This window comes from Mycobacterium sp. 1245111.1 (assembly GCF_001673405.1).
Classification (GTDB): Bacteria; Actinomycetota; Actinomycetes; order Mycobacteriales; family Mycobacteriaceae; genus Mycobacterium.
Genome location: NZ_LZLV01000093.1, coordinates 47112 through 73453, shown reverse-complemented (window position 1 = coordinate 73453; position 26342 = coordinate 47112). Strand labels below are relative to the sequence as shown.

Genomic DNA, 26342 nt, shown 5'->3' with positions numbered 1-26342 from the left:
GGTGATATACCAGATCAGGTATACTGCGCTTGTGACGTCGTACGGCGGGGATTTGATACGGGAAGCTCGCCTCCGTGCCGGTCTCACCCAGGCCGAGCTGGCGGCGCGCGCTGAAACTGGCCAGCCTTCCATTGCCCGTTGGGAATCAGGGACGACTGCGGTCAGCCTGAACGACGTGATCCGGTTGGTGCGGCTCTGCGGGCTGGACCTCGAGCTGCACCTGGTGCCGCGTGACGACAGCGACATGGCCCAGGCCGCTCGCCTGGTGGAGCTGTCCGGTGAAGAGCGGCTGGACCGGCATGCCCGGGTGGCGCGTCAGTTCCGTGCGTTGCGCGGGGCGGGTGAGCCGTGATCGAGCTCGACCTGCCTCGACTGTTGGCAGCTCTACACGCCGGCGGGGTGGACTATGTCGTGATTGGCGGGATCGCGGCGGTTTTTCACGGATCACCCTTTCCGACAGAGGATCTCGACATCACACCGGAGGCTGACCAGGACAATCTTGAGCGCCTGGCGGGCGCTCTTCGCGGGCTCAACGCCCGCATCCGTACTGAGGGCGTTCCGGAAGGGGTGCCGTTACCGTGTGACGGGGCGTCGCTTGCTGCGGCCGAGACGTGGAATCTGGTGACCGACGCCGGCGATGTTGATCTGTCGTTGCGGCCGTCGGGGACAGCTGGCTATCCGGATTTGTTGCGGGCGGCTGTAGCGACGGACCTGTATGACAGCCCGGTGCTGATCGCCTCGCTCGGCGACGTGATTCGCTCCAAGCAAGCCGCGAATCGACCCAAGGACCAGCGGATTTTGCCGACGCTACGTGAGCTTCTCGCGCAACGTCCTCCCCCGCGGCCGCGTTGAAGTCTGCGCGGTTGCTATCCAGGCTGTTCGATCCGGCCCACTGCCGTAGCCGCCGGGGCTAGCATTCGGGAATGATCTCCAGGCCCGCAGGCAGCGTCGACGGAGGCCTACGCTTGGCGAGGCTTGGGCTCGCTGCTGTCGCGGCGCTAGTCGCTGGTTGCCCGATTGCGGTGGCTGATCCGTCGAATGCTCAGCCGTCGCAGCTCTTTCCCGGTGTACGCGTGCCTGCCGGCGCGAAGCTCGAGCCGGCCGACGATACGGCGGCGGGGGCCGAGCGGTGGGACACCCACCTGTCTTTTAACGACGCCGTAGCTCAGGAGTCCGCGCTGCTGCCGCTTGAGAAATCGTTGAGCGGATTGCCTTGGTGCAGAACGCAATCCAACGATCACAACATCAGTTGGATCTGGGGTCGGGGAGCCAAAACGATCATTGTGCTCGTCGACGGCGATATCAGTGGGATGTCGGCGATCGTCATTCGGGGCGGCGAGAACGTCGGCGGGTCCGCCTACGCCTACGACTGCCCGTCGTAGACCGGTCCCGACGCCCGCACCCGCGTTCCGTCACTGTGACGCACCGTGGGGGCGTTGCACGGCGTTTATGCAGCCGACCCGGCCGAGCGTTACATGCTATACGCGCTATGTTCGCTAGTCATGCAATCGCCGCTTTACAGCTGAGGTCAGGTGGTGACGATGCCGGCGATCTGCGCGCCGTGGGAGTGGTCGGTCCCCTCCATGTCGTCGGCGAGTTTCTTGAGCGCGGCGGCGTCACCGGAGACGTTGGCGTGGAGCTGGCCCACGTTGTCGCCGACCTTCTTGGTGACGCTGGATAGCGATGCCAGCAGTGGGGAGAAGATCGGTGACACGCTGCCGTCAACTGTGTTGGCGGCAGCGCTTTTTCGTGCGGCGGCTTCGATCTCTTTGAGTTCGGGTAGCAGTGCTGCGAGGTCGTCGGCGACGCCGCCGAGGCGGGTTGAGACGTCGCGCAGGGTTGGGACGTTCGCGGCGATGTGGCCGTTTTTACCTGTGTCGGTCATGGTGTTCTCCCCCGGTTGGTGGTGGTGGTCAGGGCCGCGGTGGCGGTGGTGTGAGTGTGGTCGGGAGTTCTGGCGTGAGGGCTGGGGCCGGCGGGGTGTGGCGCTCGAGGTAGCTGATCCAGCGGGTGGCGGCGGCGACCATGATGAGGATGCCGGCCAGTGAGCACAGGGTGTGGCCGTCGATCCCGACGGCGGGATAGTCGTAGGGGAATGCGGCCAAGTGGGGTTGGCCGGCGGGGGTGATGAGGTTCAGTTCAACCCACAGGTTGGCCACCGGGGGTAGGTAGGCGCCGATGAGCCAGGCAAGCAAGGTCGCGGCGGCTGTGATCAGCCACCAGATGCGTCCTCGTTGCGCGGTCTCCATAGCTGCAATTCTAAAAGTCGATCCAGTGTTTCCTGGTGACCAAATGCTTTTGGGGGCGGTTAAATTCGCTCTTCTTCTTCGGCGGGCCTGTCGGGTACCGCGTAGACCGTGTCGCCGGTGCGGCCTTTGGAGGACGATGATCCGCCGGCGCCGTGCATCATGGGCGACATTCCCCCGCCGCCGCCGGCGCCGCCTGGTCCTGGGCCGCTGGCCGCGACGGTTTCGACCATGCTGGGTTTGGCGCTGACACCGTTGAAGACCGGTTGGCTGCGGGCGGGCCCGCCAGATGCGCCCATGTAGTTCTGGCCGAGCATTCCGCCGCCGAGGCCACCGCCGATCGGCACTCCCCCGCCTCCCATGCCGGATCCGCCTCCGGCGCCGTCGCCGGCTCCGCCGGTGAATGAGGCGAGGGTGCTGCCGGGGCCCATGCCGAATCCTGCTGCGTCCGAGGTGTTTCCACCCATACCGCTCATCATCGACATGAAAGGTGACATCAGCGAGTTCATCGGCTCGGTGAGAGTACTCCCGAGGCTGCCGACCGAACTGAAAGCTGATGAGGGTGCACTGAGCAGGCTTCCAGCCGAGCCCATGACGCTACCCATCGAGTCGGATGCTCCGGCGCCATCGGTGGCCGCAGAAACGGTGTCCCCCATAGCATTTGTGGTCGCCTGGGTGCTGGCGCCGAGGGCGGCCTGGGCCGCGGCTTGCGCGGTGGCGTCGCCGATCTGTCCGGCGGCGCCGGCGGCACTGGCCAGCGGGGGTGGCGGCATCGCGGGCGTGGGCATAGTGGCGGCCTGGACCGCGTCGTCGTAGGTTTCCATGACGGCGCCGTTGTTGCCCCAGAAGTCGCCGTACTGGGCGTTCAGCGCGAGGATGATCCCGGAGTTCACGCCGAGGAAATTCGTTGCCTCCGCGATGGCTTCGCTGAGGCGGTTGGTGGTGACGGCGGGCAGCGGGATCATGCTGCCGGTGGCGATCGCGAATGCCTCGGCGACAGCGAAGCAGGCTAGTGCGTTGGTCGCGGCGGTGGCCTCCATTGTTGCCAGCCATGCCATGAAGGGTCCGACGGCGGCGGTCATCGCGGTCGGGGCAAGGCCTTGCCAGTTGATACCGAGCGCGGCCAGCTCGGCGGTCATCACGCCCATGGCTTGACTGACCAGGGCGGCGAACTCTGTCCACATCGCGCCGGAGGCCAGCCATGTCGAGGGGCCGGCGCCTGTTTCTTGGCGGCCGGCATTGATTTCCGGCATGTAGCCGCCCCACGGTTCAGTCGCCAAAGTCGTTCACCTCCAGTGTTTTTGGCGTGCGCCGTTACCAGATCGGCCGGGGTGACCGGCCGCGCTGGTTGGGTAGTCGGCTGGTTTAGAAGGCTGCAGCGCTGCCGACGTCGGTGATGACGTGGGCCACCGACGCCGCCTGGATGGTGGTGCTGAGTTCGATCATCTGCTCGATGCCCGCTCCGAACTGAGCGGCGAAGTCCGCGGCCGTGGCGTGGTGCTTGGCCATCGCGAGGGTGGAAGCCCCTTCGTTGCCGGCCGGCAGCACAGCCATCGCGGCTCCACTGTTGGCGGCCGTGGCCGCGCCGAGCTCGGCCTGGATGCCCTGCAAGACTCCGACCGTGCCTCCCATGGCTGGGACGCTGTTAATTCCGACGATTCCCGACATTTCTCTTTCCTTCCCCCGGATGGGCAGCAAACTTGCCATTCAGAATAGACGACTCGGGGTGTTGGTTCGACGCCAATCTTTGCGCGTTCGGCGTTTCGGTTTTATTTGTCGGCGTCTCGTTTTTTCGGTGCTTTTCTATTTAACAGTGACGCTTGCGGGCGGCGCGCTGGCCAGGCCCCTGTGTAGCTTGCCGATGGCTCGGCCCAGTGCGGTCGGCGTTGCCGACTCGTAGGTGATCCACTGTCGGCCGTCGAGTCCGCGGGTCGGGTAGCTGACCACGACACCGGTGTGTTTGCCGGTGAAGAACATCAGGCCCGCCGCGTTGTTGCTGGCCGTTTTCTTCCCCTGCGGGGTGCGCTGCGTGAGCGTGATCTGCGCCAGCGCCACGTTGTCCTCTTTGAGCAGCTCAGACAGTGCCCGAACTGTGGTACGGGCCATACCGGCGTCGCAGAGGCCTTCCTGGGTCTCCTCGGCGACGTCGTCAGGGTTGGCGCTGCGGTCGCGCTTGAGTGCATCGGCGGTCGCGGCCGGAATGGAGAACTCCTCGAGCGGATACGGCTCCCACCCCTGCTTGGGGTCGACGATCGCGGAGATAATCGATCCCGCCGTGGTGTTCAGGTAGTCGGGATCGGTGCCGCGCGCCCGGTCGCTGGCGATCGACAGATGGCCGCCGGCCATTGTCGCGGTCGTGAAAGTCCCTTGCCGATAGCCGATAAGGAACGTGACACGGGGAATGTCACGGAGCGCGTATTGGACGCCGTATTGGAGAAATTCTTCAGGCAGATCAACATCAATGGGTGTGCGTTCGTTGTAAAGCAACACGATGCCCCACACGGCCCATTCGTAGTTCGTCACTCCCCCGAGAAGCTCGCTCGCGGGCTCGCTGAGCTGGCCGGTCTTGGCGTCGATGACGTTCCACCGTTGCAGGTCGGCGCCGATCGACGGGCCGAGGTCGAAGATGGGCATCGGTCCGAGCTCAAGCGGGAGTTCGTTGATTAGTCCGCGTTTGTACAGCTCGATGAGGTGGCGCTGATCGAAAGCGTTGCCGCCCACCTTGCTCTCCCCTTCTATGTTGCTGCTGAGCCGCCCTGTGGCCGTATTGCGTTCGGCGCGTACAGGAAACGCGGTCCGTCAACGCGCTGGTAGCCGTGTTGATGTACGGCGAAGTTTACCGTTGGGGCATGCAACGAACACTTATGCGAGCCGTTCGCGGCGGTGTTTCTGCGGCGACAGGCGGCGTACCCGGTGTCGCGGTCGGTATGGCCGCCGGCATGGTGCGCCGCGGGCGCCGAAAATTTGCCGTCATCGGAATCTGCGCGCTGATCGCGATGGCGTTCATGAGCGTTGCGGCCGTGGCGCAATTCCCGATCACCATCGCAGATACCGCTGTGGCGTGGATCTTCGGCGGGCGCGGCGGTCAACCCGGGACGGCGACTGTTCCGGATATCTGCGCCGCACCGTCACCGACGCATTCAGCACCGGTGACCCCGCAGCCCGATTCCAGCAAGACTGCCACGCCCGGGCCCGCGTCATTGCCGGCCGCGCTGGGTGGCGACGGGAGGCCGACCGAGCAGGCCCGCGCGGCGCTCGCCGCGATCCCCGCCGGGACTGACCTCAACGTCGCGCAGGGATGGGTCCTCTACGACCTCTCCCACCCACGCGACGGCGGCGCAGACTTCTTCGCCAAGTTCTCGGCGGCCTTTGAGGCGACCGCGGGCCGGCTGACCAGTCAAGCCACCGCGCTCGACGTCGTCTCAACGATGGATCCGCGCGCCGACTACTCCCCCTACCTGTTGTTCGCGCAGGCCGGTGGCTACCAGATGATGCGGCAGGGCGCAGTCACCGCCACCGACATCCAACGTGAAAAGCTCGTCGAGGCGCTGGCAGCGACGTGCGAGGGTGCCGTAGCCCGATGATTACAAGGCGCGGTTTCGGTTGCACGACTGATGATTTGGGCTATTTCGCCCGGTAGTTTGTCGGCTGCAGGTACGACAGGTCTATCTCTTGCCCGGTGATTGGTCGAAACGGTTCATAGGTGACGTGCTGCAATTCGCAGGTTGGGTCGGTGCAGAACCGCCAGTGCGGGCCTTTCGCGTAAACCTTGCTGCCCGGTTCCGGATGTAAACGCCACATGCGAAAAACCTCTCTCGACCAGCCGATAGGCGGTGGTCTGTGCTCTCGACGTTTTCAGTCGCTGCTCATGGCCGGCGGGGCTGCGCGGAGTGCCGGCCGCCGGAGGAGGGCGGTTCCGGGGTTGCGGGCGTGGCTGGGCGGCGGATCGTTGCCGGGCGCTTGGGCTGCTGGCCGCTGGTGGGCTGCTGGCCGCTGGCCGGAGGTTCGGGGGTGGCTGGTGCTGCCGCGCGGCGGCGGCCGGTGACCCGCGCCGGCGCCGGTGGCGTGCGCTGGGCGCCGGACTGCCCGTTGCCTGGTTGTGGTTGTGCTGCAGCGGTGTTCGGCGCGGGTGTGGCGGTGCGTCGGGTGCGGCCGAGGGTGAAGAACGCCTCTTCGGCGCTGGACACTGACCAGCGGTAGCGGATCTGCCGTGTGGGTGTGTGCAGGGTGCATTCGTCGGGGCCGGCGATAAGTGCGTAGGCCGGTGGGGTGTCTGGGGCTGTGGTGGTCCAGACGAGGCGCACTTGGTTCGGGTGGGCGGCGGTGGGCAGCCCTTGTGGTGTGGTGATCACGATGTCGGCGTCGCTGTTGCTGGAGTGGGTGACGCCGAGGCGGGTGGCGAATTCTTTCCATTCGTCGCCGGGTAGCGCGATGTCGATGCTGCGGCCGCTGGTGGACAGCCATACGAAAAGTTGTTGGCACATGGCTGCGGGGCCGAAGATGTAGAACGGTTCGGCGCCGACGGTGAAGTTGACGAACACCTGGGAGCGGTTGGCGGTTTGTCCGATGTAGGTGCCGATTCCGCCTGGTACCAGTGGAATTGGGAACGGGCTGGCTTCGGGGAGTGCTTTGCCGTGGATCGCGGTGGGGCGGACGGTGCGGGCCAGTGGCAGCGCGGCGGTGAGGATGTCGCCTTGCTGGCCGTGTTCGCGGCGCAGGCCTAGCGCTGTCACGGTGTTCAGGGCGCGGGGGTCGGAGGTCAGTAGGCCGATGAACATTTCGGCGTGGTCGGCGCCCTGGCGGCGTTCGAGGCGCGCGATGTGGATTTGGCGGTGCGGGTTGAGTCGGCACCATTCGCGGTAGTTCTCGGTGGTCCATGCGCCCGGGCCCGGGGTGTAGGCGATCGCTTGCATCGATTTAGGTCCGCAGGCGCTCCAATGCTCCTGTGTCAGCGCAGGGTTCAGCTGTGCGGCGATCGCGGCATGGAGTTCTTCGAGGTTCGATTTGGTCAGGAGTTGAGTTTTCCAGCCGTCGTGGGCGACGCGGCGGCGGATGCGTTCGGCGGCGATCGTGACGGTGCGGCTTATGCCGGCGGGTACATCGTCGGTGCCGGTGCGGGCGTAGATGCTGTCGAGGGATTCTGAGAGGGTGATGCCCACCTCGATGAAGGTTCGGCCGTAGAGCAGTGCGGTGGTAGGGCCGATGCTGGCTTGGTAGGCGGTTGCGGCCTTGTTGGGGCGGTCGTAGTTGTGGCCGATGGTGACGAAGGTGACTGCGTCGCAGTGGATGTCGAATTGGACGAGTTCTTCGCGGATGTCGTCGATCGGCAGAGCGGCGATGACGGAGTCGCGGGTGCCGGTGAGGATGGTCGTGGCGTAGGGCTGCGGTAGTACTTCGATGTAGGTGCAGGCTCGGTGGCCGTCCCAGGTGATGCCTGCGCCTTCGGCTTCGTAGACGGCGATGGTGTCGCGGGAGCTGCGGCGGTAGGTCATTCGGCGGTGCATCCAGCCGGCCAGGGTGCGGCTCCGGTAGGTCAGGACACCGATCGTGATGGCCGCGACGGCGGCGGCGGCCCAGGCCTCCCATTCGATGGGCGGCTGGACGCCGAGTAGCGCGGTGGTCAGGGCGGTCGCGATAGCGACAATGACCAGGAACATCAGGTTTGGCAGTCGTAGCGCTAGCCCGAGGCGGCCGTCGTTCATCAGTGATCTCCTGTTGCGGTTCGGGGTTAGGTTGTCGCCGTAGGCGATTCAGGCGAGGGAGGTGTCACGCGACGGTCTTCCTCCGGAAAGCGAAGAGGGTCAGGAACACTGCTGCCAGCACGGAGGCTCCGACGCCCAAGCTGATCAAGGCGATGTTGCGGCCGGTGTTGTCCGCCGGTGGCGCCGGCTGCGGGGTCGGCGCGTACACGCTGGGCACGCCGGGGGCGAATGGTTCACCGGCGGGAACGCGTGCGGTGAGGGCGGCTACCGGGTCGACGACGCCGGCGCCGAGGGTGTTGTTCATTCCGACGGCGGGCTGGTGGGCGGTGGCCATGATGCGGTTAATGACTTGGTGCGCAGTGAGGTTTGGGTATTTCTCCCGGATCAATGCGGCCAGCCCGGACACGTAGGCAGCGGAGAAGGATGTGCCGTTTTCGGGGACGGGCACGCCTTTGACGAGGGCAGCGTTGGTGAGCGCTCCGGGTGTGGGTTGGGTGGGGTCGAGGGACACGATGTTCATCGCGGGGCCTGCGACACCGACCCAGGGGCCCGGCATGGTGTTGACGTAGGGGTCGCCGGTCAGTTCGGTGCCGCCGACGGAGAGCACCATGTTGGAAAAGTAGGACGGCAGGGAGATGCTGCGCACCCCATCCCAGTTCCGGGTGTCGGAGGCGTTGGCGGGGTCGAATCCTGGGTTGGAGTGGCAGGTTTGGTGGCCGATGTTGCCGGCGGCGGCGATGATGGCCACATTTTTGACGGTAGACGCGTAGTAGATGGCGCCGGCTAGTGCGCGCAGGTCGACGGGGCTGCCGGCGTCGACGCAGGCGGTGACCGACAGGTTGATGACGGTGGCGCCGAGGTTGGCGGCGTGAACGATAGATTTAGCGAGGGAGGAGAGGTTGGCCGCTGACTTGTCGGCGTCTGACCACCCTGGGGGCGGGTTGTCCTCATGGAAGGCGGCGCTGGTTTGGCGGATCGAGATGATGTCCGCGCCGGGTGCCACTCCAATGAATCCATCTGTGGGTTGTGGTGCGCCAGCGACGATTCCGGCGACCAGGGTCCCGTGGTGATCGCAGTCGGACAGTCCATCACCGGGCATGATGTAGTCGCCGCCACCGCGCAGGCGAGGCAGCCGGACGTTGGGCTGAACACCGGAATCGATGACGGCGACCGTTTGGCCGTCTCCGCGCGCGAAGTTGTGCAGGTCATCGACTTGGAAGACCGCGTTGGCGGGGATAGTGCGGAATTGGGAGTCCGCCAGCACAGCTGACGTGGCGCACACCGAGCCTTGCTTCATCGGTACCGCGGGGGCGGGATCACCGTCGGGTGGCGGGATGTCAACGGCGGGATCGATCTGCGGCTGGGTAATAGCGGCCGCGGTGGGCGGCGGGCTGATCGGCACGGCGAGGAGCAGGGTGGCGGCCAGCGCGCCGATCCGTTCGAGGGCGCGCATCAGCGGGCCCTCGCTTTTTGGTAGAGGTCCATGGCGAGCACGACGTAGACCAGCGGTGAGGCGTAGAGGACGCGTTCGAACAGTTCGAGTCCTTTGGTGACGATCGGGCTCACGATGCGCCGTTGCTGGATGGAGTAGATCGCGGCCAGGATCGTGGAGAAGACCAGTAGTCCGATGACTATCGCTGCGCGGGTTTGGTTTTCGGCGTAGGCGGGTGAGGCGATGAGGCCTCCGGCGAAGGTGGCGACGAGGATGGTTGTGGCCACCAGAGTGATGCCTTGCAGGCGCGCATCGTCGTAGCTTTTGCCTCGGTACACCAGGGCCAGGGCGATGGTCAGCATGAACAGGAAGATCAGCCAGTTGTGGTTGTCGAGGCTGCGGCCGGTGAACCATCCGGAGGCGCAGATGATGGTGAGTGCGCCGGTGAGGATGCCGACGAGGCATTCGTAGGCGGTGAGGGTTTGTTCTTCTTGGTTGAGGATGGAGTCGTTGGCGTGGCCGTCGCGGGGCAGTTTGCCGGCGTCGAGGTCGCCGGGGCGGTCGTTGCCGCCGATGTAACTTTCGCCGGTGGCGGGCACGTAGGGCAGCGAGATCCGTGCCAGCGCAAGCGATATGCGCGAGCTGCCGAGCATGACGAAAAAGCACAGGGTGATCAGCTGGACTCCGAGGACGGCGGTGGGGCTGCGATACATCATGTTCAGGGCTGCGATGGCGGTGACCGCGGCCGACGCTGCGGCTACCCCGTAGTGCAGGCGTGCGTTGGCGCGGGTGACCACGGCCAGGCAGACCGAGAGCGTGAACAGAGTTGCGCCGGCGGCGACGAGCTGGTGGATGCCCAGTGGTCGTGGCGTGACGAGCAGTGAAGCGGTGCCGGCCAGTAGGTAGGTCATGGTCAGAAACGGCACGACGAGGGGGCCGTATTGGTCTTGGTCTGTGCGGGAGACGACGAGCGCGATCGCGGTGACCAGGATCGCGCCGGCGCCCATGATGCCGCACACAGTGAGCCGTGTCGCCAGGCCGGGCTGAGTCTGGGCGGCCCAGAAGGTGCTCAGTGCACAGACGAATGCGATGACGGCGGGTAGCAGTACGAGGCTGATGCGCCGGGAGATCCGGCCGTCCCAGGACGGGAAGTGTTCTTTGAGCCAGTAGGTGATGGCTTCGGCGACGTCGTCGATGAGCGGCGGATACTTCTCTCCGGGGTCCTTTTTCACCAGGAGGAGCCGGGAGCCGTCGCGGACTTTCTCGTCCTCGAGGGTCTTCTCGGGGTCCAGCGGCTGACTCTGGAAGGGTCGGCGAAGTGTCCAGTGGGCGCTGGGATCGTTAAGCCAACTGGAGTCTTTTCCGGCGCGGTCGAGCTCGCGGGTGAGGAACGGGATGAGTTCGGCGAGGCAGTCGCCGATCAGTGCGTAGTTCGACATGGGCACGTCGATGACGTGTCCGGGCACGGTGATCTGCACGCGTGCTTCAGCTTGTGTGGTTGCCACGATCAGCTTTCTTTTCGCTCGTCAACGGGCCTGTGGTCAGCGCTCGTGGTCGGGGTTGTCCGTTGAATCCTGTTCTCCGTGCTCGCTGTTGGCGGCCCGCTTGGCGCGGGTGCTGGCGCGCTTCTTAGGTACTTCATGCCCCTGGGCGGCCAGGCCCGCCGGTGTGGCCCAGCCGGTGGCGAGGACCTCGTTGATCTTGTCGGTATAGATCTCGGCGGCCTGCGCTTCGGCGGTCTGGGCGACAGCGACCTGCTCCTGGGCCTGTCGGTAGTTGCCGGCGAGCTGGTCGAGTTCCTGGAGGCCGGCGGTCACGGCGTCGGCGATGGCGTGGCGGTCGGTGATGACGTTGGTGTCGGACATGGTGTTCCCCCTTGTGGTTGTTGGTGTGTGGTAGCGGTGGTGGTTTAGCCGGATGGCAGGCTGTCGACGAGCAGGGCGGCGACGTTGACGAACGCGCGTCGGGTCGCTTTGTTGAGTAGGTCGAGGTTGATCGGACCGGCCTCGGCGAGGTGCTCGTCCCAGTGGATTTCGCGGACCTCGTGTTCCTCGGTGTTACGGAAGTGCGACACGGTCGCGTCGAGGTCGAGGTGCGGCTTGGCCGGGGACTGGTGGTTGATCAGAATTACTGTGCGCGTGGACAATTCCGTGAGTCCGCGAGCGCGGATCCAATCCATCATGTCTTGGCTGGCCTCGGCACTGTCCAGTGACGTGGCGGTCACCACGACGAGGGCGTCGAGGCTGCGCATGATCGTCTCGTAGGCCGGGGTGGCCGCCGAGGTGTCCATGTCGACGATGGTGAACAGATGCCCGGCCTGCAGGACCTGCAGCGCGTCAAGGTACTCGTCGGCCGTCAGCGGCGTCTCGAGCGGCTCGCGGCTGGAACCCAGCACAGACAACCGGTGATGGTTGCTCTGCATGTGTGCCTTGACGTCGTTGGTCGAGTTCAGGTTCACGTCTTCGACGAACCGTTTGATGCTGCTGATCTGATCGCCGCGCACCCGGCGGGCCAGCGATCCGTTGTGGTCGGTGTCGACCGCCACGACTTCACCCTTCTGCCGGTGAGCGGCGATGGTGGAGGCGATCGCCATGGCCGACACCGTTTTACCGACGCCGCCTTTGGGTGAGGCGAAGCCGATCACCTTCGGGTAGCGGATGATCTTGTTGATCCGGGCGATGTCGAGATCGAAGTCAATTTCGCTTTGCCCCTTGCCGATCGGGACATGCATGCGGTGCAGCGCCCCGCGCCATCCCTGCTGGGGTCCTTCGCGGCGCTGATTCTGCAGCGTGAACGACCGGTCCCCGCCGGGGTCGGAGAAGCCGGCGCGGCGCGAGCTCGGACCGAACCTCACCTCCTGGGCCGGTTGGCCGTAGTCTTCCGGCGCCGGCGGGCGGGTGGGTGCCCACTGGTTGAAGGCGTGGGGCCGCGAGTCGTCTGCGGGGTCGTAGGGCCGCTGCGAAGGCTGCGCGGCGGCGGGCGGCCAGTCGCTGCGTGGCCGGCGGGGCGCCGGCGGGTAGGGGTTGTCGGTGTGTCGTTGCGGCACAGCGGGTCCCGTCAGCGGGTTGTGTTGCGGACCGCTGACCGGCGCGGCGGGCCGCGGCGGCTCGGGTGCGGCTGGGGGCTGGCGGCGCACTGCGGGGGCGCTGGGCTCGTAGGGCGGCTGGGCGATGTGCCGGCGGGGTGCCTCGGTGGGCGGGCGCGGCGGAATCGACAGGTCGCCGAGTTGGAGTTCGGTGGTGTGAGAGGTGTATTCGCTTGCGGCGGCGGGCTCGGGGGTGGCGCTGCGGTCGCGGTATAGCGGGTTGTCGTCAGACACTGTGGGTGGGTTCCTTCGGTGCGTAGTGACAGACGGCGGCGTCTGGCTGGACTCAGGCGGTGCGGTAGGGCTGGCGTGATGGGGCGTCGGTTCGGCGGGTGGGCGCAGCGGGGTGTGAGCGGTCCGCTCGGGGTCGTCGGCGGCGGGCGGCGGCGGTGATGTCGGTGCGTGTTCAGCGGCCGATTCCTCAACGTGAGTTGGCTCGGCGGCGGCGGCGTTATCTCCGACGTCGTGGGTTGGCGGAGTGGGTGCTTTCCCTGCGGGCGAGTCGGTTTGGGCGCCGCCCGCTGCGTCGCCGCCAGACGGGTTGAACTGGTTGTACGCCTTGCGCAGGGCGTCGTTGTCCATGTCGCTGCTGCTGAATTTCATGTGAGTGCCCCCTGTGGCGCGGTGCCGACCATTATTACGGCGAAGTTTAATGTTGATAGGTGGTTGATCATCAGATCCAGTCCCCGAAACCACGATCATTTTTGGCGTCGACACGGATCTGACCGGACGGGTCGGTGGCCAGGACGATGTGCTCGTTGTCCTCCTCGTCGGCCGGAAGTTGCGGGATCGCTTCAAAGCCGCGAGCCAGCAACATATTTCGGTGGTGGTTGAACTTCTGAGTCCATTGCGCCGCGGTGAGTACCGAGCGCAGGTCCGGTGGTGCGCTGCGGCGCGCGGCCCGGTGCGGCGGCGAGTTGTCTGCGGTGTACCCGCGGTAGGTCCGGGTCGATCTCTCGATGACGTCGTCGACGGTGGGCGTGGGGTTCGGTGTGTTGTACAGGCTGGGCGCCTGGGCGCGGGCCAGCTCGAAATAGCGCGGCCCCGCGGGTGCAGATGGCGCCTCGGTGATCGGGGCGATATCGGTGGCCCCCGCCGGCAGCTGAGGCACGACCGGCGGGGCGCTGAATTGTGCTGCCGGGGGGGCGAATTGCGGTATCCCTGAACGGAACCACACGTACGGCGGCACGCCTGCAGGCGGTTCGGGGAATGACGCCGCTGAGGCCGGCGCCGATATCGCTGGTGTCATCGTGCCGTCGGCGGTGGGCGCGGCCAGCACGCTGGCTGGGATGACGTCGGGTCCGGCGTTGGCCGTGGCGGGCAGGGTGTCAGCGCCGGTGATGGTGACGCGTTCGACGGGCTTGTCGTAGAGCTTGACCCGAGTCGTCGCGGCTTGAAATTGCGGGGTGTCGGCGATGATGTCGGTTGCCACGTTGTCACTTCCGTCCTGGGTGCGCGACCAGGTGCCGGCGCTGTCGCGGAATTTGTTCCAGGTATCTGTCGAGCTGGTGATGGCTTGCTGGTAGCGGTCTTTCACCCATGTGGTGGGCTGGCTGACCATGCCGCCGAACGCTGTCGAGGCCACGGTCGTCGGAGCGTTGGGGGGGTACAGGTTGGTCCAGGTCTTGGACTGTTTGATTTTGTCGCGGAACAGGGAGAGCAGCGAGGTGTGGTTCTCCATCACCTTGAGGATGACTTTGCCGGAGATGTAGTAGCCGGCGGCGGAAAGGATGACCTGAATCAGGGTGGGCAGGAATGTCAGTACCGAGGTGATGAGATGCAGGAAAAGGGTTGGGCCGGCTGCGGATACGAAGAGAACGATGCTGGCCTGGAAGAAGTGCACTCCCCCGCGGGCGGCGGCTTCGGCGAGCGGGTCGTAGGGGCGGCGCTTAGCCAGGGTCAGCGCCGCGATCCAGGTGGCGCCGATGAAGTAGGCGATCGTCAAGGACAGGTGCTTGACGAATTCCATGGCCACAATGACGGCGAAGCTCAGTACCGCCCAGGCGATGAACACCGCGGCCAAGGCAAGGGCCACCGTCCACAGGTCGGGGTCTGTTGCTGAGAGTTGGGCGCCGGTCAGGCAGTGCGGGTTGGCGCCGCCGATGTTGATCGACGCCGACCATTGGTGTGCGCAGGCCGGATTGAGGAACTCGCGGTAGTTCACCAAGAACGTGATCGAGCGGATCATGTCGGTGGTCGCCGCGGTCTGCACATGCGCGGGACCGCTGGCGCCGCCGCTCATGGATAGCCAGCCGGCGCCGGCTAGCAGTGCGTCGATGACGTTGCGGATGATCGCGAACGGGTTGTTCGCCAGCACCAGGACGACCGCCATCATCGTCAAGCCCGATCCCAGGCGATCCCAGTGCGCCTTACCGATTTTGGAATGCGTCGGCATCCACTGCGAAAACGTCGACGGCGGTGCGGAGGCGGCGATCCGGGCTTGCGGTGAGCCGGCGGCCGATGTGCCGCTGCGCACCACGAAGACGCTGAGCATCAGGATGCCGAAGGTGCCGAGCATGATCACCGTCGGCGGGACGCGCGAATACACCTGGGCTGTGATGCCGTTGTAGAAGTCGGTGATCGGATTCAGCCACTGGTTGGGGTCGAGGACGAGCCGGATAAGTGCTGTGGCATAGGACGATCCGAGCAGGTAGCCCAGGGAGTACAGGAAGTCGGCGAGGCCGGAGTAGAACACGCGGTGCAAGATGTCGAACGTTCCCGGTTGGAGCATCAGCCGGTAGTGGGCGATCAAGCCGCCGTCGCTGTCGGTCAGGTGCAACCAATCCAGGAACGGGTTGCCTGCGCGGGTCGTCAGCGCCGGCGCGACGGGGGCCGGGGTGGCGGGTAGCAACCAGGTCACGGCGACACCTCGACCGCGTGCGCGGGGTGGCCGTTGGTCGACTGTGCGGAGACCAGATCGCGGACACGGACACGGGTTGAGGAGCGGGTGTCGCTGTAGCGTCGGCGCGCGGCGATGAGGTGTCCGAGGGTGCGGACGCGGCCGATGTTGCCGCTGTCGTTGTACCAGCCTTCGCCGGCGCGGCCTGGGATCGGCAAGCTGGTTTCGGGGTCAAGCGGCGAGGTGTCTTCCACGTGGCGGGTCACGAGCCGCTCGGTCGGCGGAATGTCCGCTGAGCGCAACGCGTCAGCTGCGTTCTCGCGAACCTTCTGGGCCAGTACGAGTTTGCGTTCGACCATGGCGGTGTGTTCGTCGGCGGCCGGGTCGCGCTGGTGGGCGATCACGACGAAGTTCTTGGCTTTGCGGCCCATGCGGTCGGGTTTCTCGACGAGCTGCTCGAGCACTTTGGAGCCTTTGAGGAGTTTGAGTTCGTCGGCGATGAACGCGCACGGCGCGGTGATGGCCGCGAAGCGTTCGGCGGTGAGGTGGGCGATCGCGGTGTAGGCCATCGCAGCGAAGTTCTGCGAGTCATCAGCAACGGATGTCTCGCCGTGGCGCGGACGGTGCACCGTGAGCTTGTGGGTACGGAACACCACGGTTCGCGCGCGCGGCGTGAACGCCGGGTATTCGATCGTCTGACCGTTGACGACCGGGTCGATGAAGGTGTGGGTGTAGGGCAGTCGGGCCCAAGAGGACAGCGCGAGATTCAGCGCGCGGGCGGCGGGGCTGGCGACGGTGAGTAGGTGGTCGATGAGGGCGCGGGTGGAGTGGATGCGGGCGGCCTGCCGGTAATCGGGTGCCACGAACTGGGCCAGCATGGCGGCCTCCTCGGAGCGGCGATCGAATCCCAGCAGCGGCAGCCACAGGTCGAGGAAGACGCGGGCGGCGGTGGCGGGGTCGAAGCATTTGAGGATGTCCAGCGAGCTGCCGCCGCCGACGGCCGCGGTCGGGTCGAAGACATCGACGATGTCGGGACGGGTGAGTGATTGTGCGAACACCGCGTATTCACCGTCGGGGTCCTGATCGAAGATGTGGTCGTAGAGGTGAAGGTCGTTCATCCATCCGATGACGCTCTTGATGAACTCGGACTTGCCGGCGTTCTGGCGGCCGGTGGCCGAGATGGACGCGTTGCCTTTGTCGGTGGCGTGCAGGATGTCCCAGTGCACGATCTGGCCGAGCGCGTTTTCTTCGTTGATCATGAGCGGGATGCCGACGGGGTCGCCGAGCACGGTGCGCCGGATCGGCATGAAGCCACTGAACAGTGCGGTGGTGGTGGTCCCTTTGAGGTCGTCGACGACTGCGGGGCACGGTGATCCCGGGAACATCGCTTGCCACAGTTCGAATTGGCCGCCGACAGGAGTGATCGGCGTGAAGTCGTGGTCGGTGAGGTGTTGTTCGAGGGCGCTGACGCGATCGGCGAGGATGTCGCGGTTTTGGTGGGCGAACGAGAAGATCGCTGCGACGCGCATTCCGCGCGGGGCGGGTTCATCTTTGACGTGCGCCCGGAATTCGCGTTGGTCTTCGCGGCGGTCGGCATAGTCTTCGGCGTCGAGTTCGTCTTGGGTGTTGGCCGCGTCTTCGGCGTTGAGTTCTTGTCGGGCGTGACGCATTCCGGTCTTGCTCACCAGTTCTTGGGAGAAGTCGAACCGCAAGGCGAAGTCGGCGTCGACACCGATCTCCTGGTCGACGAGATAGGTGAAGGTGTTGATGTCGAAGCTGGCGGTCGAGGGGTAGCGGGCAACCGCGATTTGCGTTTGGTAGCTGGTGTAGCCGTCGGGAAATTCTGGGGAGCGGGTATCGACGTTGTGGACGCTGAGCTGTTGGGCCCAGCGGGTCGATTTGAAGTTGCGCAACAACGTGTTACGGCCTGACAGGGTTGATCGTTTCACCGCGACGCTCCCGGCGGCGATCGCGGCGATGGCGAGCACGGTCAGCGCGATGCTGATCCAGCGGTAGGTGGTGAAGGCGGCCGCCGCGGCGCCGGCCAAGCAGGCGGCGCTCAGTGCGGCGGCGGGTAGCCCGCTGCCGCGCTCGGTCATCGCAGGGTTGTCATCTTTGACCTTGGCGATGAAGTCGTCGAGTAGGGCGTCGGTGTCGGCGTTTTTGTTGATGTGCACTTCGGGGAAGCTGCGTGGGCCGCGGCGCACCGTGCGGGTGGTGGATGCCTCGGGGAAGTCTGGCACCGAGATCGCGCGCAGCCGGGCGCGGTCGAATACCCAGTCGATGTGTTCTTCGGTGGCGCGGATGGGTGTGTACTCGCGTGGCAGCGCGCGGAAGTACCGGTTTTCCAGATCGGTGATGGCGCGGCGAGACACGTTGCGGTGCGGGTCGGTAACGGCGACCGAGGAGAGCAGGGATTCGATGATGGAGCTGGCGACGGGGAATCCGATGGCGAGGAAGTAGACGCGTTGGTACTCGGCGAGTTCGCGGGTGATCGCGACTTTGCGGTACAGCGCGTTGAATTGCGCGTGCAGTTCCGGATAGTTCTGCGGGGTGAAGTCGTCGATGCCGGCGCAGCAGCGGGCCATGATCGTTTGCGCGGGAGTCTGAGCCTTTGCTCCCAGGAGTAGGAACTCGGTGGCGTCGAGTTTCGACAGCTGGGTGAACAGTCGCTCGTGGGAGCTTTGGCAGGCGTCGATCTTGTTGACGTCGTAGGGGTTGGTGTTGATTCCCCGGAGTAGGTAGGTCGCCCAGACGGTGCCGTCGCCGGTGTAGATGACGTTGCCTTCTTGCTTTTTGATCTCGGGAAAGTAGTCGCCCATAGGAAAGTCAGATCCTTGTGGTGTTGGTGATGTAGGGCCGGCGGGCAGTGCGCCACAACAAAGCGAGCTGGGTGATTTCGCCGAGGGCGCCGGCCTGGTCCATTTGGTTGAGGCGCCAGTTGGCGTAGATGACGGCGGCCGCGGCGGGTGCGGCGACCGCTGCGCCGAGCCATGCGGAGCTGACGGTGGCGATCGCGACACCGGCCAGCAGAGCGCCGACCATGAGGGTCATCGACGGCAGTCGATAGCGTTGGCCGAGGATGGTCCACTCGACGTCGATTCGCTCGACGCCGTTGAAGATCCGGGATAGCCGCATGAGTTTTGCCTTGAGTCAGTGAGTGGACTGGGTCAGCTCGCGGCGCCGCCGAAGACGTTGGCCGCGACTTCGGCGATCACCCAGACGACGGCCATGAGGCCTTCGAAGAGGGCGAAGGACTTCGCTTCCTCCATCAGGTTTTTGGTCTTGCCGGGTTCCTTGGCCATCTGGACACGCAGGGCGTGGATGCCGAACCCTCCGCCGCCGATGACGGCGACTGCCGCCACGACCTTGCGCACGATTGAGATGATCGATCCGTTGGACGTTCCGTCGCTGGAGATGTCAGCCAGGATTCGTACGGTGTCGGCGTGCAGCGTCATCGCGGTCACCGCGGAATCGATGATGTGGATCATGTGGGACGCTCCCCCGTTGCTCTTCCTCGCGGTGCGCGGTGCGCGCTTGGCCCCCGGTGTTGGGGGTGAACGGTGCCGGCTGGCGGCTGTTCACGCGGGGAACGTAACAACGGCGGGTGAGCGGTTTGCGATCCGACACTTTTAAGTGCCACAAAGTTTTTCGACGATCCGCCCACTTTCGGCGTCTCGTTTTTTGGGTGCGTGGAGGTGCAATCGTGGCGCGTCAACGTCGGCGCTCAGCACTCCCGGACGGGCCGGCCCACGCCGCCAGGAGAGCCTTCACCCGACCCCGAGGAGTCGGTGCCGGCCGGCGAGTCAGGGCGGGAGCGCGGTCGGTGCGCCCGGGCGGTTATGCCATCGACCGGGTGAGTGCGTCAGCAAAGGCAGCGCCGGTGTCGCAGCGCTTCGAGCGCGAGTGGTGTCGGTGGCCGGCGCTATCGTCTACTCCCTGTCCCAGGGACTGCGAAGTTCTCGAGCTGCCGGGCCTGGATGCGGCGGCGGCGCGACGGACGGCACATTGGCCGCGGGTTAGGCCTGGCGCGCGCGCCCTGTTCGGGTGTCGCAGCGCCGCTCCCCACAGCGACCCCATGTGTCACATATGTCCCACCAGGGCGACCCTGAGCACGTCGACGGGGCGCCCTAATGGCTGTGGCGCCGGCGGCGCTTTCGTGTAAAGCGCTCCTTCCCATGACACACACGTTTTCCCTGGTGCCGTGTGTGTCCAAGTGTGTGTTGCTGGGCTTGCACCGGGTGCTGTGCACCCGCGTATAGCAGTGCTTAGCTCGCCGCGTTCGGCCCTCCTGCGTCCCCGATTCGCAGCCAGCCACCCCAATCCCTCCCCTGCCTACGCCCCACCACTGCCACAAACTGGCCCTAACACGCCCCTAATGCGGCCCTGGAGCGGTCAACGGCGCTAATTTGCGTTTCATGAAGGCTTACATCTACGCCAGCCCTGCAGGGGCGGAAGCGCACGTCCTGGCCCAGAGCTTCAGCGATTTCGCCAAGTTGTACCGACACGGCGTCCTCAATGACGACTCCGTCGTGTGGGCTAACGCCGAGGCGCCGGACGCCAGTTTTTGGGCGCTCACCGGCCGCAGTCAGTACGTCTACGTTCATCACGCGACTGTTCCGGGCTACGTCCGGCTAACTAACGGTCGCATGCGCTGGGGCCGCAGTTTCGACGGCACATTGGAGAAAGCGGAGGTTGATCTCAACTCCTCCGACATAGCCGGCGAGCCCGACAAACACCTGACGCTGATCGTCAAACACCGTGTCCCGGGGCGCACCGTCAAGGTGATCGAAGGCTCGCGCCTCGTGGATTTCAACGACGGGCATTACACACGGCCACAGGCGACGGTGATCGATTTAACGGCTTACAAGCCCCCCGCAGAGGCTGTCGCCGCCAGTGAATTCGAGGTCAATCACGCCCGGTATCACGGTGTCAATCACATGATGTCGAGTTTGAATCCCGCCAATGCCGACTTGATTCGTAATCACCTCGGGCTGTTCGCATTTGACATCACCCGTGAACAGATCGCGTCGATCAATGAGCATCTGGAAGTGGTGGAGACGTTCGCCGACGGATTCGCCGAGACGCTGTATGAGCGTCTGCGGCACGCGCACGCCAATCAGGGCATCGCTGCGGCCCCGCACCCGGATTCGGTCGACTAGCCGGATACGGCACCGCCCGCCGCTGCAGCTGTCGCGACCCCTGCCCGTTTCGGGGTGCAACTGCTGTGGCGGCGGGCGGTGTGGTGTGGGTGTCAGCCCCGGGCCGGTTCGTCCCACGGTCGAGCGTGGGCCGTCTGAATGACCTCGGGGACCATCGTTTCGGCGTCGATGAGAGCCGCTTGGCCGGCGCGTCGCTGTGCGAATTTGATACCCGTTCCCGGCCATAGGGTGCCTTCGGCGACGGGACCGGAGAACAGCAGCGTCGTGGTGAGCGCGTTCGCGAGTGCCTTGTGCATTCGCGACATCTGCCGTGTCGTGGCGAAGCCGTTCGCGGGCCCGGTGACGTAGACGTGCAGGCCCAAATCGTTGCGGCCTTCCATCAGTTCAGCGATCGGGTCGACCGGGTTGGCCGCACCGTATCCGGTGGAGACGAACGACTGGATGCCGTCGATGATGACGAAGACCTGCGGTCCCGTGTACCAGGACCGATCGCGGATCATGGCGGCGGTGAGGTTCTGATCCATGCTGGGTTTGCGGCGCTCAATCTCTGCTTTCACCTTCGCCACCACAGGCCCAACAGAGGTTGTGTCGCTGGCGTAGCCCATCAGATAGCCCCGCTTGGCGAGTTCTTCCTGCTCGGTCAGCAGCGCGTATTTGCTTTCCAGCACCACGATTTGGGCTTGCTCGGGGGTGTACTGCTGGACGATGGAATTGATCAGGCCGCGCAGCAGTGAGGTCGCTCCCTTGCCTTTCTCGCCGACTGCGAGCAGGTGCGGAGACGTCGCGTCGGTGAGGGTCACGATCCGCAGATCTTCGGTGCTAACACCGATCGGCAGGTGCTTGTCGCGGGGGCTTCGGGTCGCCCACCAGGTGGAGAACTCTGTGCCCGTGGGGGTATGGCCGATGGCGCGTTCGCACAGCTGCTGGCGGTAGCGGTCGTAGACCTCCCAGATGGTGTTGTAGTCGATCAGCGGCGGGGCGGGGTCGACGCGCGGCGCGCGCAGCTGCTCGCCGGCGGGGTCAGTGTGGAGTTGCTGCATCGCGGTGACGAACGCCTGGATGCCGGCGCTGTAATCAGCGTGGGCGTCATAAACGGGGTTGCCCTCCTGGATGCCGATCGGCTCGATGCGATCGAAGATCGGCATGACCAGGCGGGCGGCCAGACCGCGTTCGAGGTCGACGCAGCGGCCGGGCTGCCCGTCGGGCATCGTTTTCAGCAGCGCCTTTTGGCGTTGGCCGAGCCCAGACACCGAGTTGGGGTCTTCCACAGCCAGCTGAATCGTGGTGCCGAAGGAGTCACCCATTTTCAGCGGAATCTTCGCCTGGGATTCCGCGGAGACGATCAAGTGCACGCCCAGGCGGCCACCGTCGTTGAGGAGCCGGTGGAAGGTTTCCTTGGCGCGTTCGTTTTCCTCGATATAGCTCGGGAAGCCGTCGATCACGAGGAAGAAATGCCCATAGGGGTCATCGGCGACGGGCTCGGCCGCCCGCGAGGCGAAGTACTGATCCAGCGAGGTGACGGCCTTTCGTGTTCCGAATTCACGCTCGCGAATGTCGATGAGCCGGAACGCTTCACCGACGAGGCGCGCGACTTTGTCGGCGTCGGTCTTGCGTGCGTAACCGCCGACGTTGGGCATGTCTTCCATCTCGCCGAGCTTCGCGCCGGCGAAGTCGACGAGGTAGAACGAGCAGAACGAGGCCGTGTAGGCCCGCGCGGCGCCGGCGATGATCGCTTCGATCGCGGTGGTGCGCCCGGAGTGTCCGCGGCCCACGACGCGGATGTGCGCCTTGGCTCCTTCGGGGGTGATGGCGTAAGGCAGCCGGCGGTGCAGGCGGGGTGCGTCGCTGTCGCCGAGCCGAATCTCCAGGCGCGCCGACGTCGCCGGTTCGATGTCGACGTCGGCGTAGGTGATCGGTGCGCGCAGTGTGGGCTTCCACAGCTCGAGGGCTTTCACGTCGTCAAACTTCGCGAGCCGCTGCAGCAGCGCGTCGCGCATCTTGACCTGATCTGCCCGGCGCGCTTCTGGTTTCTGTTCAACAGCAGCGACTTCGGTGTCCACGTCGAAGGTGTTGGCCAGGTTGAAGCGGTGCAGTCGCAGCGCGGAGGGTTCGTCGGCCGTCGGTGCCGCGGCGGCCGCCGCGGTTCGGGAGGTGACGTAGGGCGCCTCGACGTCGAAGCTGATGAAGTTGGTGAGGCGTTCACCGGTGTTGCGGCGCACGATGGCCGCACCTTTGCCCATGGGCAGATCTTTGGCGGCCTCGGTGTCTTTGAGGACCGCGCGGGAGCTTTGACCGGTCTGCGTGGTCAACGAGATACCGAATGTCAGGTGCTCCATGAGGTCCTGCAGCAGTGACTGGTCGATGTACTGCGAGCACGGGATGATGTGCATTCCGAGGCTTCGTCCGACCGCGCCGGTGCGGGTGAGCAGTTTCAGGTAGCCCTTTTCCTTGTGGGTTTCCATGAACTCGCGGAATTCGTCGACGATGATGAACAGGTCGGGCAGCGGCGGGTATTTGTCCGGGTTGGCGGCGCGCATTTTGCGGTAGGCGACGACGTCTTTGGCTTTGATTTCACGCAGATACGTTTCGCGGCGGATGATTTCACCTTCGATGACCTCGCCGGCGCGTTCGACAAGTTCTTCTTCTTGAACGAGGTTGGTGATGTTGGCGACCACGTGGGGCAGGTGTTCGTAGTCGGCGAAGGTCGCTCCGCCCTTGAAGTCCATCAGGATCAGGTTGACCTTGTCGGGGCCAAACATGGTGCACAGCGACAGCACGATTCCGTTGAGTAGATAGCTCTTACCCGAGCCAGTGACGCCCTGGATCGCGCCGTGTAGACCGGTGCCTTGGACCGATGCTTCACCGAAGTCGAGGGTGACGAGATCTTTGGTGGGCTCGTAATTTTCGGTGGAGCGGAAACCGATCGGCACCTCGAAGTGCGAGTCGACGGAGTTTCGCTGCCAGCGGGTGCGCGGATCGTAGGAGTCGAGATCGCCGGTGATTCCGACCGCCTCGAGGAAGTTCAGCGCGGCTGCTTCGACCGTGGTTTCTGTTTCGGCGCCGTCCCAGTTGGGTGGGCGGTAGCGGCTCATCTTCTGCGCGATCAGGCGGGCGGTCATGACGCTGACCTGATCGGCGTGGGCGAAGTTCTTTTTCGCCGGTGTCGAGAGCTGCCGGGATGCGGTGACGCGCAGCCGGCCGGCGGTCTCGGTGAGCGATTCGCTGATCGAGCGCAGCACCACGAAGGTGGTGTCGTCGGCGGAAAACCCTGCGGGCAGGGCGACTTCGGAGTCTGGGGTGTCGATGAAGACGACGGTGTGGCTGGCTCCGCCCCACACGTATTCGGTGGCGAACTCGGAGACTGACCGCCACGCCAGGCGGGCGGTGCCCGAGCGGTCGGCGCGGGCCCGGGACTGGGCGTGCGGCACCCATTTGAGCCAGTCCCATTCCTGCCGGTTGGGGTTGTCACAGATCAGGCCGATGGCAAGGTCTTTGGGTGAGGAGTTGTAGATCAGCGACACGATGACGGCGCGGGCCAGGCCCAGCACGGCGGCGGCGTCGCCGCGGAAACCGTAGGCGGGCAGCTCCCGAAGGCTCAGTCCCAGTGGGGAGTTGGTGACGAACTTCTGGGTGCGCAGGAAGCGGCGGTAGGCCGCGGCGGTGAAGGGTTCGAGCTGCTCGTCGATGGGCTGGCGGTTCTCGTCCATGCCTTTGACCGCAGGGAGGACGCGGGTGATGCCGACCCCGATGCGGGCGGTCAGCCACGGGCGGGCGGCTTCGGGCACGTCGTCGTCGTTGTCGCCTTGCTGGGCCGGTTCTGGGCGCACGGTCCACATAGAGGGGGTGCCGCCGCGGGCGCCGGGTGCTGAGCGCATGCCGACCCGCGACAACAAGGTGTCGGGGTGGGGGTAGACCCGCGACTGCAGCGCGTGGATCTGGCGGCCGTGTTGGTGAGCGAGCTTGCGGCGCTCACGCAGCTGCAGTTGGTAGTTCTTGCGTTTGATGTTCAGCTCGCTCATCGAGCCGCCGCCGGCGCCTCCGACACCGAGGTAGCCCAGGGCGCCGACGACGGCCATCATCGGCATCATCAGCATGTAGGGCGACATGACGCGCATCCCGGTCATAACCATCATCACCACGAAGCTGACCATCACCAGGCCGATGAGGGCGGGCACCAGGCGCATGAGCAGCGGGCCTGAGGCTTGTTCCTCGAGGGTTTCCGGGTCGGGTACGACCACGGTCTGGGTGTCCAGTTGAGGCATGGTCAGCGGTGGCGCGGTGAACGGTTCGGTGGCCATCGGAAGTGTTCTCCCCCTGCGTTGTTCGGTCTGAGGTCGGTTCGGGTGCTGGGTGGCTAGCTGGGCGGCGCTGCGGCCTGGTCAGGGTTGAGCGGGATCGCTTTTTGGCTGAAGTCGTCGGGTAGCAGCCCGTGCACGGTCAGCGCGGCTTGTCGCGACAGCGTGGATCCGGGCGCATACAGCTTGGCGATCGCCCACGGGATCAGCATTGGGTCGCGGGTGCCCAGGCCGAGGGCCTTGACGGCGTCGTCGTATTTGCCTTGGCTGTCGGGGCCGATGGCGTAGCGCACACCGGTGTCGTCGATGTACATCAGTTGTTCGGCGGCGCGGGAGTCGGGCGAGCTGCCGGTGACGCGGATGAACCATCCTTTGCCGGGCGCGGTGTAGGCGGCGTTAGCGGTCTCGGAGGGAACGGTCGATTTCAGCAGCGGCACAACCTTGCTGACGTTGTCGGCGGAGATGGGCAGCGCTTCCCCAGTGAGGATCGTGGTGTCGGCGTGTTGGGCGCGTGCGCCTTTGATCCAGGACCAGCACAGCACGTGGGGTTGCCGGAATGTCGGCGCCCGGTCGGGGTAGTTGGCGACGTTGATGTCGCTGGCGAGTTTCTGCTTGGCCAACTCGGACGGGTCGATCGTGGTGACCTGCTTGCTGCCGGTGTTGATGAGCAGTTGCGCAACGAATTCGGGAACCTGCTGGACTCCTGATTGCAGTGCGACGCGGTATTCGCGGTCACCGGCGGCGTTGCTGGTCATGATGACGTCGCCGTTGCTGACGGTCGGCATGCCGGGGTTCACCTGGCGGCGGTCGGCGATGTAGGGGGTGGTCAGGCTGGGTGCGGCGGGGATGGCGTTGAACAGTCCCAGCGAGATCGGGATGGCGTGTTCCGCGCTCTTGGGTTCGAGGCCGAGAGCTGATTTGGTGGCCAGGTCCTGGGGGCCGATGAGGGTGCGCTCCCCCTTGTAGACCATCCATAGCTGGTTGGGTTCGGATTCGAGTTTGACCAGGATCGCGTCGTCGTGGCGCAGCGGTTCGACCGCCGAGGTGAGTGTGTCTGTGCCGGCGATCAGGGTGGTGGACAGTGCATCGGTTTTGGTCAGCGACAGATCTGAGGTGTCGCTGTGCTTGTCGCAGGCGGTCCACTGGGCGGTGTCATCGGTGCGCTGGGCCAGATTGTTCGGCGCGGACGGGATGCCCATCAGTTGGCCGCGGGGTTGGCCGGCGAGGGTGTCGTCCTTGACAACCTTGGGGATGTCGGCGCTGTTGACGATCAACCGCGCCGAGGCCAGGTTGGTGACCGGGTGCAGACTGTGGTCGAACATCACATACATGCCACCGGATTTCGTGATCACGATACTGGCGCCGTTGCGGTCGGCGCGCGAGGAGAATACCGACATCAAGAAGCCGGCGCCCACGATGATCGCCGCCAGGAAGATCCCGACGGAGAACGCGACGGTCTGCGGTGAGAAGGGGCTGGTGTTGAGGCTGGTGTCGCGGCGGGTGACGCCTTGTTCGATGCGGCGCACCCCAAGTCGGTAGCCCGAGAGTTGGACTTTGGTGGTCAGTTGGCGTGCCATCAGC

General features: G+C 65.5%; 21 protein-coding genes. 5 read left to right on the top strand and 16 right to left on the bottom strand.

Annotation, left to right across the window (positions count from 1 at the left end):
• The first annotated feature begins 31 nt into the window (after positions 1–31).
• From A5658_RS13195 to A5658_RS13185, 3 genes are all read left to right on the top strand, one after another.
• Positions 32–352 (top strand): helix-turn-helix transcriptional regulator, encoded by a 321-nt coding sequence (locus tag A5658_RS13195; protein ID WP_231997310.1) that lies wholly within the window; start codon positions 32–34, stop codon positions 350–352.
• Positions 349–852 carry a hypothetical protein gene (locus A5658_RS13190; protein ID WP_067335320.1) on the top strand — a complete coding sequence of 168 codons (504 nt, stop codon included), beginning with the start codon at positions 349–351 and terminating at the stop codon, positions 850–852. Before A5658_RS13195 ends, A5658_RS13190 begins: the two co-directional genes overlap by 4 nt.
• 170 nt (positions 853–1022) lie before the next feature.
• Positions 1023–1382 (top strand): hypothetical protein, encoded by a 360-nt coding sequence (locus tag A5658_RS13185; RefSeq protein ID WP_156751446.1) that lies wholly within the window; start codon positions 1023–1025, stop codon positions 1380–1382.
• A 146-nt stretch (positions 1383–1528) separates the two neighbouring features.
• Here the strand turns inward: A5658_RS13185 and A5658_RS13180 are convergent, their stop codons facing one another.
• The 5 genes from A5658_RS13180 to A5658_RS13160 form a co-directional block, all read right to left on the bottom strand.
• A complete protein-coding gene (locus A5658_RS13180; RefSeq protein ID WP_067335315.1) occupies positions 1529–1885 on the bottom strand; it encodes a hypothetical protein in 357 nt (118 codons plus the stop codon).
• Positions 1886–1913: 28 nt separating this feature from the next.
• On the bottom strand, positions 1914–2249 hold the full coding sequence (locus A5658_RS13175) for a hypothetical protein (protein ID WP_067335312.1): 336 nt from the start codon (positions 2247–2249) through the stop codon (positions 1914–1916).
• A 59-nt stretch (positions 2250–2308) separates the two neighbouring features.
• A complete protein-coding gene (locus A5658_RS13170) occupies positions 2309–3526 on the bottom strand; it encodes a PPE domain-containing protein (protein ID WP_231997309.1) in 1218 nt (405 codons plus the stop codon).
• Positions 3527–3611: 85 nt separating this feature from the next.
• On the bottom strand, positions 3612–3878 hold the full coding sequence (locus A5658_RS13165) for a hypothetical protein (protein ID WP_067335304.1): 267 nt from the start codon (positions 3876–3878) through the stop codon (positions 3612–3614).
• 171 nt (positions 3879–4049) lie between these two features.
• Entirely contained in the window at positions 4050–4967 is a 918-nt protein-coding gene (locus tag A5658_RS13160) for an ESX secretion-associated protein EspG (RefSeq protein WP_067335301.1), read from the bottom strand.
• Positions 4968–5095: 128 nt separating this feature from the next.
• Between A5658_RS13160 and A5658_RS13155 the strand changes: the two genes are divergently transcribed.
• Complete coding sequence (locus tag A5658_RS13155) at positions 5096–5830, top strand: hypothetical protein (protein WP_231997308.1); 735 nt, start codon at positions 5096–5098, stop codon at positions 5828–5830.
• 282 nt (positions 5831–6112) lie between these two features.
• On the opposite strand, the gene eccE is transcribed toward A5658_RS13155, so the two are convergent.
• From eccE to A5658_RS13110, 9 genes are all read right to left on the bottom strand, one after another.
• Entirely contained in the window at positions 6113–7948 is a 1836-nt protein-coding gene (gene eccE / locus A5658_RS13150; RefSeq protein ID WP_067335295.1) for a type VII secretion protein EccE, read from the bottom strand.
• 64 nt (positions 7949–8012) lie between these two features.
• Positions 8013–9401 (bottom strand): type VII secretion-associated serine protease mycosin, encoded by a 1389-nt coding sequence (gene mycP / locus A5658_RS13145; protein ID WP_197503112.1) that lies wholly within the window; start codon positions 9399–9401, stop codon positions 8013–8015.
• The gene (gene eccD, locus A5658_RS13140; RefSeq protein ID WP_082993143.1) at positions 9401–10885 is read right to left on the bottom strand and encodes a type VII secretion integral membrane protein EccD; all 1485 of its coding nucleotides are present in this window, start codon (positions 10883–10885) and stop codon (positions 9401–9403) included. Before eccD ends, mycP begins: the two co-directional genes overlap by 1 nt.
• A gap of 36 nt (positions 10886–10921) precedes the next feature.
• On the bottom strand, positions 10922–11245 hold the full coding sequence (locus A5658_RS13135; RefSeq protein WP_067335289.1) for a hypothetical protein: 324 nt from the start codon (positions 11243–11245) through the stop codon (positions 10922–10924).
• A gap of 44 nt (positions 11246–11289) precedes the next feature.
• Complete coding sequence (locus A5658_RS13130; protein WP_067335284.1) at positions 11290–13068, bottom strand: AAA family ATPase; 1779 nt, start codon at positions 13066–13068, stop codon at positions 11290–11292.
• A gap of 70 nt (positions 13069–13138) precedes the next feature.
• Positions 13139–15325 carry a hypothetical protein gene (locus A5658_RS13125; protein WP_067335281.1) on the bottom strand — a complete coding sequence of 729 codons (2187 nt, stop codon included), beginning with the start codon at positions 15323–15325 and terminating at the stop codon, positions 13139–13141.
• Positions 15322–18126, bottom strand: coding sequence for a hypothetical protein (locus A5658_RS13120; RefSeq protein ID WP_067335276.1), 2805 nt, complete (start codon positions 18124–18126; stop codon positions 15322–15324). The genes A5658_RS13125 and A5658_RS13120 overlap by 4 nt, the downstream gene beginning before the upstream one ends.
• 7 nt (positions 18127–18133) lie before the next feature.
• Positions 18134–18442 (bottom strand): hypothetical protein, encoded by a 309-nt coding sequence (locus A5658_RS13115; protein ID WP_067335274.1) that lies wholly within the window; start codon positions 18440–18442, stop codon positions 18134–18136.
• 32 nt (positions 18443–18474) lie between these two features.
• Positions 18475–18795, bottom strand: coding sequence for a hypothetical protein (locus tag A5658_RS13110; RefSeq protein ID WP_067335271.1), 321 nt, complete (start codon positions 18793–18795; stop codon positions 18475–18477).
• Between the two features lie 1041 nt (positions 18796–19836).
• On the opposite strand from A5658_RS13110, the gene A5658_RS13105 reads away from it, so the two are divergent.
• A complete protein-coding gene (locus tag A5658_RS13105) occupies positions 19837–20466 on the top strand; it encodes a hypothetical protein (protein WP_231997307.1) in 630 nt (209 codons plus the stop codon).
• Positions 20467–20558: 92 nt separating this feature from the next.
• Here A5658_RS13105 and A5658_RS13100 read toward each other — a convergent pair whose 3' ends face one another.
• A complete protein-coding gene (locus A5658_RS13100; RefSeq protein ID WP_067335263.1) occupies positions 20559–24764 on the bottom strand; it encodes an FtsK/SpoIIIE domain-containing protein in 4206 nt (1401 codons plus the stop codon).
• Between the two features lie 56 nt (positions 24765–24820).
• Positions 24821–26338 (bottom strand): type VII secretion protein EccB, encoded by a 1518-nt coding sequence (gene eccB, locus A5658_RS13095; protein ID WP_067335259.1) that lies wholly within the window; start codon positions 26336–26338, stop codon positions 24821–24823.
• Positions 26339–26342: the final 4 nt, after the last annotated feature.

Bases quoted from the DNA above. Each gene is read 5' to 3' on its own strand.
- A5658_RS13115 (WP_067335274.1), bottom strand. From the start codon at position 18,442: ATGCGGCTATCCCGGATCTTCAACGGCGTCGAGCGAATCGACGTCGAG.
- A5658_RS13120 (WP_067335276.1), bottom strand. From the start codon at position 18,126: ATGGGCGACTACTTTCCCGAGATCAAAAAGCAAGAAGGCAACGTCATC.
- A5658_RS13180 (WP_067335315.1), bottom strand. From the start codon at position 1,885: ATGACCGACACAGGTAAAAACGGCCACATCGCCGCGAACGTCCCAACC.
- mycP (WP_197503112.1), bottom strand. From the start codon at position 9,401: ATGCGCGCCCTCGAACGGATCGGCGCGCTGGCCGCCACCCTGCTCCTC.
- A5658_RS13155 (WP_231997308.1), top strand. From the start codon at position 5,096: ATGCAACGAACACTTATGCGAGCCGTTCGCGGCGGTGTTTCTGCGGCG.
- A5658_RS13135 (WP_067335289.1), bottom strand. From the start codon at position 11,245: ATGTCCGACACCAACGTCATCACCGACCGCCACGCCATCGCCGACGCC.
- eccB (WP_067335259.1), bottom strand. From the start codon at position 26,338: ATGGCACGCCAACTGACCACCAAAGTCCAACTCTCGGGCTACCGACTT.
- eccE (WP_067335295.1), bottom strand. From the start codon at position 7,948: ATGAACGACGGCCGCCTCGGGCTAGCGCTACGACTGCCAAACCTGATG.
- A5658_RS13130 (WP_067335284.1), bottom strand. From the start codon at position 13,068: ATGAAATTCAGCAGCAGCGACATGGACAACGACGCCCTGCGCAAGGCG.
- A5658_RS13165 (WP_067335304.1), bottom strand. From the start codon at position 3,878: ATGGGAGGCACGGTCGGAGTCTTGCAGGGCATCCAGGCCGAGCTCGGC.
- A5658_RS13110 (WP_067335271.1), bottom strand. From the start codon at position 18,795: ATGATCCACATCATCGATTCCGCGGTGACCGCGATGACGCTGCACGCC.
- A5658_RS13100 (WP_067335263.1), bottom strand. From the start codon at position 24,764: ATGGCCACCGAACCGTTCACCGCGCCACCGCTGACCATGCCTCAACTG.
- A5658_RS13175 (WP_067335312.1), bottom strand. From the start codon at position 2,249: ATGGAGACCGCGCAACGAGGACGCATCTGGTGGCTGATCACAGCCGCC.